Genomic DNA, 9,788 nt, shown 5'->3' on the forward strand with positions numbered 1-9,788 from the left:
CCGTTGTGGTAGTATTCGGCAATAAAGGTGGTATCGAACGCATTCAGGTAGCGTATGCCCAGAAGATAGCTGAGCTGATCCTCCCGCGTTTGCCAGGCGTTGCCGGCGGCATCGATAACGACGTGGGGCACATCTTCCTGGAAGGCCAACTCCCCGTGCACCTCGAAATTCTCGGCCAGGTTCTTGGCAAAGTCGAACCCGACGCTGCGGGGCTGATCCGGCCCGTCGAAATAGATGAAATCGAGGTCCGTGTCGTACCACAGCAGATAGAGCTTGAGTGCAGTGTTCAAGTCGCCTTCTTCTCCCAGATCTTGGTTGCCCCAGTCATCGATGACAGGCAGCAGCAGGGCCGTCAGGCCGATGTTGCTTAAACTCCCGGCGGAAAAGCTTTTGATCAGATCCAGCCCCAGTAGGGGCCGTCCCTCCAGGTTCAGGGCCGGGTCGTCCGGGTCCTTGGACCGGTTTATAAAGCCAGCCGGGTTCCAGGCGTAGCCCTTGCCCCACAAGACCAATTTCTTGCCTGCATCCAAGGTGAGCTGAGGAGATGGCGCCAACGAAACATAGCCCGCATAGATTTTGTTATCCCACGCTTCCTCTTGGTAACTATCGACATACTCAAAATGGGCCAGCAGGTTAGCCTGAAAAATTCCCTGCCGGTAACTGCCGGAAAGCTCAGCCAGCGTCCGCCATTCATGTGTGTTCGTGCCGGGATCGTCCTGGTAATAGATGAGTCTGTATCGGGCCGAATCCTCATCCAGCCAATGATAGTTGTAGCGGAATTCCAGTCGGCCGCCCAGCTCGTACGGCTTTTTTTCCGCCTCGGGGATGGAGAAGTCAAATTCTCCCGCCCCAACCGTGGTGCAGAAAAAAATCAGCATCATCCCAAGACAAGCCCCCAGGCGCATGACTTACCGCAAGTCCTTGACCCTGGACAGGTAATTCAAGGTGAAGACCTCGTCGGGCAGGCTGCGCTTTTTGAGGTTGGCTGAAACCATGATGGATCGATAACCCTTGTAGAGAGGACTGTCGGTTTCCATCACCGCCGGGCGCACGACACCGTCGCCGATATCCTTGATCTCTTTGAAGTTGAGGGTCTTGATGAGCATGCCCGTTGCCGCAAAACAATCGATCCGGGTGGGCACGAGTTCTTTTTTGAGGACCCACATCTTGAGCCGGTCATAGGCCACGGCACCGCTTTTGGCCTTGAGTTCCAGCACATATTGGCCCTGGTCTTCCGACAGGGTGGCCACGTCGTATTCGACGCCGTAATCCAGGCGCATGATATCGGCGTTGTTGAAAACACCCCCCACCACCGACTGCATGCTGGTGATGCGGATCGGCTTGCCCACGTTGGGGATGTAGAGCCACATGTTATCGCCCAGCCGCAGGGTGGCGCGCCCCGTTTCGCTGGCCGGGGAGACGAACAGGGTGACGACCTTGTCCCGGTCCTTTTTCAGAAACCAGAGCACGAACTCCTTTTTGGTTCCGTCCGGCTCGATATTGATGATCTTGCGGTACATCTCCAGATCCCCCGGCTGCAGGTTCCGATCCACCGCCTCCAAAATTTGCTCGCCAGTCAAAGGTTCGGAGAACCCGATCATCGGCGCCATAATTATCAGCATCAGGCAAAATGCGCTGCTCACGGGATTAGGTTTCATTATGGACTCCATCGAAAGAAACTTAGACATGGCGCAGGGCCTCCACCGGTTCCAGCCTGGCCGCCTTGGCCGCGGGCTGCAGACTGGCAAGGATCGAAACGCCCAACACAATCAGGCAGGCCGAAACCACCTCGCCGGGCGCGACGCTCGGAGCCAGGGTAAACACCTGGTTAGCACGCCCGAAAGCCACATCAACGCCGGTCAGGCTCAGCACCCAAAGCACACCAAGGCCTATGGCTGCGCCGGTCAGTGCGCTGGCCAGTCCCAAACAAAAGCCTTCGGCCACAAACAAGGCCATGATCCGGCTCGGCCGCGTGCCCATGGCGGCCAGGGTGCCGATTTCGCGCACCCGTTCGTAGACACTCATCATCATGACATTGAGAACGCTGATCAGAACGACCGCAATCAGAATCACCTTGATGCCCACGGTCATCACGTCGATCATGCGCACGACATTGTAAAACGGGGTGAGCTGATCCCAGGTGTGCAGCTCGAACATGGGCTTGTTCTGTTGGTTGGTGATGGGTTCCAGGCTGCCCCGCAAGTGCTCGGACACAGCCGCCAGCTGTTCGAAGTCCTTGGTCTTCACCGCCACTTCACTGACTTCCATGGTTTCCATGCGCAGCAGGGCGGCGGCGTCCTCGATGTGCAGGTAGCCATCCCGGCCGCCCGGCCCCATCAAACTCTCCACCACACCGGCCACCTTGAACGTCATCCCGTTGACCGACCCATCCTTGTTGTTGGCCACCAGGACAATGGTGTCGCCGGTTTTCACCGCCATGCCCCTGGCCAACACTTCCGGCAGCAGCACCTCTCCCTTTTCAAGGAGCGTGTTTTCATGGGCGGCGTCCTTGATCCGTGTCGCCAGCAGCGGCACGACCGCCTGTTCCTTGGCCGGATCGACGCCGTTCAGCCGGACGTTGGTAGTCTGGGCGTAATTGCTCAACATGGCCCCGAACTTGATGCGGGGGGAAAAGGCCGTCACCCCGTCGGCCTGGTTCAGGATGCCGGAAAGCTTGTCAAACGCCTTGGCCGGCAGCATGCGGTCCAGAGGAAGATTGTCGATGCTGGCCGTGTATCCCTTGCGGTGCACCTGGAGATGACTGAGTACCGAATCGGTAATCTGCCCCACGATGGCCCCCTTGAAAGAGCCACTCAAGCCGACAAACACGATGACCGCCACCACACCCACGGCGATCAGCATGCCTGTGAGCAGCGTTCGACGCTTGTAGCGCAACAGGTTTTTCATCGCCAGACGCAAGACCTTAAGCATGATCCGCCCCCTTCCCGATGGCAGGCCCCTCGGTCAACCGGCCGTCTTGCAGGTGAAAGGTCACCTCCGCCTGGTCCATGATGCGCGGGTCATGCGTGGAAAACACAAACGTGGTCCCGAATTCATCGCGCATGCGTTTCATTAACTCCACTACTCTTTGGGCCGTGGCCCCGTCCAGGTTGGCGGTGGGCTCGTCGGCCAGCACCAGGGCCGGCTTGCCTACCAAGGCCCGGGCGATGGCGACGCGCTGCTTCTGGCCGCCGGACAGCTGGGCCGGGTACTTATCAGCCTGATCTTCCATTCCCACGGCCGCCAGCACATGCTCCACCGCCCCTCGGCGTTGTCCCTTGGGCACATCACGGATCATCAAAAGGGGATACTCCACATTTTCATATACCGTCAGCACGGGCAGCAGATTGAAATCCTGGAATACGAAACCCAGGTGTTCTCCCCTGAAAGCGGCGCTCTCCCGGCGTCCCATGGAGCCGATGGCCCGGCCGGCAACGGTCACGCTGCCCTCGCTGGGCCGGTCCAGGCAGCCGATCAGGTTCAGCGTGGTGGTCTTGCCGCTGCCGGAAGGACCCACAAAGGCGGTAAATGCCCCTGGGGGAATGCTCAGGCTGACATGGTCAAGCGCGGCCACATCCACTTCGCCCATGCGGTAGGTTTTGGAAACGCCTTCAAAGGTTACGATTTCCATTGGGACAGATTGCCTCCTTACTGGACCATTAATGCCTGGTGGAACAGCTTGACGCACAAGGCGAAGAGAATGAAACCGAATATCATCCGAATGGTTTTGCCTTTCAACCGGGCACTCATGATCCTGGCCCCGGCCTGGCCGCCTGCGAAGGAAGCCACGGCGGCGGGAAGGATGAATCCCCAGTTGATCGTTTCCATGGAGGCGTACCCTAGAAAACCGGTTAGGGATGAGAAACAGACGATGAAGGTGGAAGAGGCGGCGGCGATTTTGGTGGGCGTCTTGAGCACGTAGATCAGCAGCGGCACGACAAACACGCCGCCGCCGATGCCCAGCAGGCCGCCCATGAAACCGATACAGGCACCGATGCCGAGGCCGCCGATGATTTTGCGGGACGATGGCAGGCCGGCGCTTTCCATCGCAGCCGGCGGTGAGATCAGCATGCGCACGCCGGCCAGGGCCAGTACCACGGCCATGGTGATCAAAAACGGTTGAAGGTCGATGCGCACATTCACGAACGACCCGATGGGCGCCGCCAGACTGGACGAGACGATCAGGGGGACCGCAAGCGTAAAGTCGACCATCTTTTTGCGCGAATAGGCATAGGCCGCGGAGGCGGCAGCGATCAGGTTGAGGAACAACGAGGCCGAAGCCGCATCGGCCTTGGCAAATCCAAGGATCACGAACAGCGGGGAAAAAACGAGGCCGCCGCCCAGGCCGACCATGGTCAGCATCAGGGAGATCACGAAAATAGCGGCAATCAGCAACACGGAGATGGTCATGGCTTAAGGCGATGTCCGACTTGCGGTTATTTTTGTTTCGAATCGCGCTTGTCCTGGGCGCATGGATGTTCATTGACATCGCCATGACACTCGCGAATCTGTTCGTGGGTACAGTTTTCCGGTTTGTCCTGCAATTTGATGGGTTGCTGGCAACAATTCTGGCACATGTTAGCCTCCTCTGTTATTTTTGGATTTGTCAATCAAAAAATGTGGCGCCGCTTGTCAAAGCAAATAGGATGCTCCTCCTAATTTATTTTGTCGTTCACACGTTGAGCTTTTGCGACTTCAACGCATAGGCTACGGCGATGCCGACCAGGAATCCGGCCGCCAGGTTCGATGCCAGGGTGATGCCGACGATCAGAATCGATACGAATAGATCTTTGCGGGTGTTTATATCCAACAGGGTGAGGCTCAGTTGCGCCCCGGCAAATACCAGCAGAATGCCCAGACCGGACATGGGCAGCAGATAGATCACGCCCATGAGATGGTCGCCCAGAAGCAGGGCCAGCACAATGAATATTACGCCGATCATCAGGTTGGACCCACCGGTACGAGCACCAAAACGGTAGCGGGAGGCGAGCCCTCCAGCACCGGTGCACATGGGCATCCCACCCAGGAAAAAGCTGCCCAGGTTGGCCAGGGCCATGCTGATGCAAAGCGCTCGGTAGGTAACGCGCTGGCCGTTTTCCGGAAAGTACTGGATTGACAGGTCTGCATTGGAAATCACGGCATTGCCCAGCGTCATTGGCACCTGAGGAATTACCAGCACCAAGAGGGCGAAAGTGAAATCAGTCGTCGACGGTAATCCATAGGGCAGCCATTCAGGCGGATATAGCCCCGGTTGAATCTGCTGAAAGCCTTCGCGTGTTCCCCATAAAAGGCCGATCAATACGCCCGCCCCAACGACCACAATGGCTGCCGGCAGTCGTTTATTGTCCAACAGGATGAGCGTCAGTACCCCCAAAGTACCGCCGATGATCAATCCAAGAGGAATTGGCCCGAGGGCCTGAACACTGAGGTAGGGCTCCGCCGCCTGCTTCAGTGCCTGGAATTTCGAAGTACCCAGCATCAATCTTACCCCCTGGGATACCAGCAGCACCCCAGTGGACAGCTGGACGCCCCGGATCACGGGCTTAGGAATGAAACGGCCGATGACCGTAATGATGCCGGTCCCGCCGATGATGATCAGAAAGAGGAATAGCCAGAGGCTTGAGGCCTGAATCTGGCTGGCGGTGATGCCGGTGGCGATGGCATAGGCGCTGATGACCTTCATTGGCTCTACCGGACTGGTTACCTTGAAATAGAGCCCGGAAAAGACATAATACAGCCCCACCATGAGAAATAAACCCATTGGGCTGAGGCCGTTGATCAGGATCATGCCTATGGCCAGAGGCAATATGGTTCCCAAATCGCCCAGGCTGCCTGCCAATTCCATGCGATTGAACCGTAGCGCCGAATTCATACCGGTTCGATGATGGGCCATCTTGGTACCATCCATACCATTCTCCTCAGCCTTTAAATGGCTCCATATCAAGAAGGTCACTTGACATATAATCACGCTTTTTATTATATTCGTGATATTATCTTCCTGCTGAATTGATGTCAAGGACATGTCGTCTATATCGGTAAGTACGCGCATCGAGGCCAAACGATAATGAAACCGAAAACCCGAAGAACTGGCAGTCAACCATCTCAATCGGTTACACTTACGGGAGAGGGTCGCCTAAGCCCTATTTTTGCCACCCAGGCCAAAGGAAAATACCTCGATGCGACCCAACTCCACCGACTGGAACAATCATTTCGTGAATGGGTCGGGGCGACGCCGCGATCTGATGTGCACTTCGCCCGTCAGCGCATTTTACTCATTTTTTTGATCATTCGGCACACGGGCGTGAAGTTGAATGAAGTGTTAAGCCTCGATCCAATCCAGGACATTGATTTCGATCTTAAAATCATAAAGATCGTCGACTCACAGGATGACATGGACCATCCTAGACGCACCGTTCAGTTATCGGAAGAATTGTGCAAGGAAATACACGCGATGATTTCCGGCACATTGCAAGGTGATGCTGCGAAAAATCTGTTCCGTGTTGACCCTGGATTTGTCAGGAAAAAGTTCTACGAACGTGCGGAAGCCTGCGGTTTTGCCAAACAACTTGGTGCACCGGAAAACCTACGCAAGTCACGCGGCGTCGAGTTGATTCAAAACAATTTGCCCCTTCCAGCCGTCCAGATGATGCTGGGGCATTCCACGCCGAACTTGACCTCTTCCTACGTATCCTTTTCCCAAGATGATATTCAGCAGACGATCAGGCTGTTCATTGAAAAGGAATCGGCTCATAAAACCAGTGCACGGAACTCTTTCTTCGGCAAAGTCGAAGCCACCAAACAGGGCGATATTCAGACCCAGGTTACCCTGGTGACCTTGGGCGGCTGTCGACTGACGACGGTGATCACCAATGATAGCCTGCACCACCTTGGTTTGAAGGTAGGCAAGGTAGTTACTGCCGAAGTCAAAGCACCTTGGGTCATATTGCAGAAACCTGGAAAGGACGTATCAACCAGTTCGGAGAATATTTTAAGCGGTGTGGTCGAAAGGATCAACCAAGGGAAAATCAATACTGAATTTCTGGTCCGATTACCAGATGGAACAGCGGTGTGTTCAATCATATCAAGTGAAAGCGCTAAACGCCTTGCACTCGCAAGCGGCGATCAAGTTTGTGCCTTGTTCAATGCTTATTCAGTGGTACTGTTGTCTGGCTGAAAATAATATTACAGCGTGTTAAAACGAAACCTACAAGATTTTGTAGCCGTATCTCCCTTCAAAAATCAGCAAGTAGATCTGCATATCTTTACCAACCAGGCGACCTGAATGCGGTGAAACCGGCAACTGGCTTCACCCCTTCGCTTTCCAATGCGCATGCCGCCGCGGGCCATCGATTCCAGGATCAACCGATTGCGGACTTTGGTTGTTTGGTCGGAAAATGAGCTCATCAACGGTTTCCTTTTCGATGATCTCCCATCTTGAGGGTACCCTTTCACGATACAGCTTGCGGATCATGGGGGTGTCGCATGGATTTCTACCATCAGGATCGATATTGTTGCGTGCGAAATTGAAGCAGGAAGAGAGCTGGGATAAGCGGACCCGTTTGGTGTAGGGTTTGTTGTCTTCGGTGAGGCGGTTCAGGAAGGTGAGGACCTGTTCCGGGATGGTGAGAATCGAAATCACCTTTGGTCGCAGCCTGAAGGCGGCCTTTGCTGATTTTTTTCCAGCAGATCCGAAAAATTGTCTGATTGCAATGGAGCCTCGTTTTCGAATTTCCCTTCGTTCATCAGATCCACCCCTATTTAATAAAGCTATAACAGTAAGTTAAAAATTTTACGAAATGATATCACACCGCTTGACAGAATACAAATGTACATTACTTTTTATATAAAATTAAAATAGTAATTGCTTCTGAAAAGGAGGTAGACATGAACATGAAAAAATGGATACCGTGGAACTGGTTCAAAAAGGAGGAAGAGGATGCCGGGCACGCAGTGCCAATTCAGCGGCCGTTGGCTCCGGCTCAGCACCATGACCTGGGCGGGTCATTAGCCCGGTTTCACCAAGACATCGACCGTCTTTTCGATCAGGCTTTTCGTGGGTTCGACATTTCGTCGTTCGGCTTCAATCGGTCGCTGCTGCCACCCATGAACGATGGGATGATCAAACCAACTTTAGACCTGAGTGCCACCGACAAAGCGTATACCATTGCAGTGGAGGTACCCGGTGTGGATGAAAAAGATGTCAACGTAGAGATCGTTAACGACACCTTGACCATCCGGGGCGAAAAGAAGCATGAAAAGGAAGAGAATGACAAAAATTACTATCGCATGGAACGCAGCTACGGGGCTTTTCAGCGGGTGCTTTCGCTTCCGGAGGATGCAGATCAAGCGGGTGTAGCGGCAACTTTCAAAAATGGCGTATTGACGGTCACCATGCCCAGGATGGATGCTCAGCAGGCCAATGTGAGGCAGATCGAAGTGAAAAGCGCATGATTAGCATTATTGAATTGATAACCGCTTGTTTAAAGGAGGATTGGAAAATGGCTGAATCCAAAGAACTTCAGGTAAAGGGCAAACATGAGGTGGCCAGCCCTGCCGAGCAAACCAGACCCGGCGTCGTCTTCACGCCCGAAGTAGATATATTCGAGAACGAACAGCAAATCAACCTGTTGGCAGATATGCCAGGTGTAGCTCCCAACGATGTCAAAATTGAACTAAATGATGGCCTATTGAGCATCTCCGGGGAGGTGCAACCGTTTGAAGGCAAAGATGAATCGGATGTGCGCATCGAATTTGAAATCGGCAGGTTTTACCGACAATTCACTCTTTCCGAGGTGGTGGATCAGAGCAAAATCGAAGCTAAGCTTGATGACGGGGTCCTGCGACTGACATTGCCTAAGGCTGAAAAGGCGATTCCCCGCCAGATTGCGGTAACCGCCGGATAATTTCTTGCGACCTGGAGACCCGAGCTCACTGGCATCGGGTCTCCTATTGGTCATTACGCATCCGAAGAGCGGATGGACCACAATTTGTCCGTTACATCAGTTATCCAATAGAACAGGTATTAACCTGTATAAAATGGAGAAAGAAATGAAACTTTGGGATAGAATACAAAGAGGCATGGAGGCCGGTTTTGATTCAACCATAGCTGCTGTTCATTCGATCACTGAAAAAGCAGGTGAAGGAATTGAATTGACGAGATTAAGACGTGAAAAAGTGCGACTTGAAACCCAGGTGACCAGGCGATTGGCTGAATTAGGAAATAGGGTGTTTGAAAAAATTTCTGCAGAGCGAGATGACGAAATTGCCGAAAAGTTTGGGATTAAAGATATTCTGTTAGAGGTCGCCCAAGATGAAGCTAAAATGGTGGAGATCGATCAGCGTCTAAAAAATGTTCTAAAGAAATCAGAGTAAGCAAAGGATTTGAACAAAATATTAATGAATCAATGCCTTAACGGTCAACTCGGATGCTACCACGCGGACTTGTACATATGAATGAAGATGGCGAACTCTTTGGGGACATCATCGCTGATCACGCCAGCCAAACTATTTCCGAAAATTTTGCGGCATTTCAATTGATTTAAATAAATGGGGGAAGGAAATGGGGCAGATAACCGAAATTGGACCTGATATTTTTAGAATTTCAACTTTTATTCCGGTAGCCAACATTCAATTCAACCAGTTTCTTGTCAGGGATGAAGAGCCGCTACTTTACCATACCGGGATGCGAGGGCTTCTCCAGCAGGTCAAAGATTCTATCGGTGAACTGATTGATCCCGCAACGATCCGTTGGATCGGATTTAGCCACTTTGAAGCTGATGAATGCGGAG

General features: G+C 53.4%; 11 protein-coding genes. 5 read left to right on the plus strand and 6 right to left on the minus strand.

Going from position 1 to position 9,788, the window contains the following annotated elements; all coding sequences use genetic code 11:
- From R6V78_RS11820 to R6V78_RS11845, 6 genes are all read right to left on the minus strand, one after another.
- On the minus strand, positions 1 to 881 hold an 881-nt coding region (locus R6V78_RS11820; protein WP_410289562.1), incomplete at its 3' end, for a hypothetical protein.
- 27 nt (positions 882 to 908) lie between these two features.
- Positions 909 to 1,658, minus strand: a complete 750-nt coding sequence (locus R6V78_RS11825; RefSeq protein WP_410289563.1) for an outer membrane lipoprotein-sorting protein — start codon at positions 1,656 to 1,658, stop codon at positions 909 to 911.
- A gap of 22 nt (positions 1,659 to 1,680) precedes the next feature.
- Positions 1,681 to 2,931, minus strand: coding sequence for an ABC transporter permease (locus R6V78_RS11830; protein ID WP_410289564.1), 1,251 nt, complete (start codon positions 2,929 to 2,931; stop codon positions 1,681 to 1,683).
- Positions 2,924 to 3,631 carry an ABC transporter ATP-binding protein gene (locus tag R6V78_RS11835; protein ID WP_410289565.1) on the minus strand — a complete coding sequence of 236 codons (708 nt, stop codon included), beginning with the start codon at positions 3,629 to 3,631 and terminating at the stop codon, positions 2,924 to 2,926. The genes R6V78_RS11830 and R6V78_RS11835 overlap by 8 nt, the downstream gene beginning before the upstream one ends.
- Positions 3,632 to 3,648: 17 nt before the next feature.
- Positions 3,649 to 4,410, minus strand: a complete 762-nt coding sequence (locus R6V78_RS11840) for a sulfite exporter TauE/SafE family protein (RefSeq protein ID WP_410289566.1) — start codon at positions 4,408 to 4,410, stop codon at positions 3,649 to 3,651.
- Positions 4,411 to 4,672: 262 nt separating this feature from the next.
- Positions 4,673 to 5,908 carry a putative sulfate/molybdate transporter gene (locus tag R6V78_RS11845; protein ID WP_410289567.1) on the minus strand — a complete coding sequence of 412 codons (1,236 nt, stop codon included), beginning with the start codon at positions 5,906 to 5,908 and terminating at the stop codon, positions 4,673 to 4,675.
- Positions 5,909 to 6,064: 156 nt separating this feature from the next.
- On the opposite strand from R6V78_RS11845, the gene R6V78_RS11850 reads away from it, so the two are divergent.
- From R6V78_RS11850 to R6V78_RS11870, 5 genes are all read left to right on the plus strand, one after another.
- Entirely contained in the window at positions 6,065 to 7,174 is a 1,110-nt protein-coding gene (locus tag R6V78_RS11850) for a TOBE domain-containing protein (protein WP_410289568.1), read from the plus strand.
- A 710-nt stretch (positions 7,175 to 7,884) separates the two neighbouring features.
- Positions 7,885 to 8,451 carry an Hsp20/alpha crystallin family protein gene (locus tag R6V78_RS11855; protein ID WP_410289569.1) on the plus strand — a complete coding sequence of 189 codons (567 nt, stop codon included), beginning with the start codon at positions 7,885 to 7,887 and terminating at the stop codon, positions 8,449 to 8,451.
- Between the two features lie 47 nt (positions 8,452 to 8,498).
- Positions 8,499 to 8,903: an Hsp20/alpha crystallin family protein gene (locus R6V78_RS11860; RefSeq protein ID WP_410289570.1), complete on the plus strand. Its 405-nt coding sequence runs from the start codon at positions 8,499 to 8,501 to the stop codon at positions 8,901 to 8,903.
- A 145-nt stretch (positions 8,904 to 9,048) separates the two neighbouring features.
- Positions 9,049 to 9,372, plus strand: a complete 324-nt coding sequence (locus R6V78_RS11865; protein WP_410289571.1) for a hypothetical protein — start codon at positions 9,049 to 9,051, stop codon at positions 9,370 to 9,372.
- 187 nt (positions 9,373 to 9,559) lie between these two features.
- On the plus strand, positions 9,560 to 9,788 hold a 229-nt coding region (locus tag R6V78_RS11870), incomplete at its 3' end, for a hypothetical protein (RefSeq protein WP_410289572.1).

The organism is Desulfosarcina sp. (assembly GCF_046496365.1).
Lineage (GTDB): Bacteria > Desulfobacterota > Desulfobacteria > Desulfobacterales > Desulfosarcinaceae > Desulfosarcina.

Excerpts from the sequence above, each read along its gene's own strand:
- R6V78_RS11825 (WP_410289563.1), bottom strand. The coding sequence starts at position 1,658 with ATGAAACCTAATCCCGTGAGCAGCGCATTTTGCCTGATGCTGATAATT.
- R6V78_RS11830 (WP_410289564.1), bottom strand. The coding sequence starts at position 2,931 with ATGCTTAAGGTCTTGCGTCTGGCGATGAAAAACCTGTTGCGCTACAAG.
- R6V78_RS11835 (WP_410289565.1), bottom strand. The coding sequence starts at position 3,631 with ATGGAAATCGTAACCTTTGAAGGCGTTTCCAAAACCTACCGCATGGGC.
- R6V78_RS11840 (WP_410289566.1), bottom strand. The coding sequence starts at position 4,410 with ATGACCATCTCCGTGTTGCTGATTGCCGCTATTTTCGTGATCTCCCTG.
- R6V78_RS11845 (WP_410289567.1), bottom strand. The coding sequence starts at position 5,908 with ATGGATGGTACCAAGATGGCCCATCATCGAACCGGTATGAATTCGGCG.
- R6V78_RS11850 (WP_410289568.1), top strand. The coding sequence starts at position 6,065 with ATGAAACCGAAAACCCGAAGAACTGGCAGTCAACCATCTCAATCGGTT.
- R6V78_RS11855 (WP_410289569.1), top strand. The coding sequence starts at position 7,885 with ATGAACATGAAAAAATGGATACCGTGGAACTGGTTCAAAAAGGAGGAA.
- R6V78_RS11860 (WP_410289570.1), top strand. The coding sequence starts at position 8,499 with ATGGCTGAATCCAAAGAACTTCAGGTAAAGGGCAAACATGAGGTGGCC.
- R6V78_RS11865 (WP_410289571.1), top strand. The coding sequence starts at position 9,049 with ATGAAACTTTGGGATAGAATACAAAGAGGCATGGAGGCCGGTTTTGAT.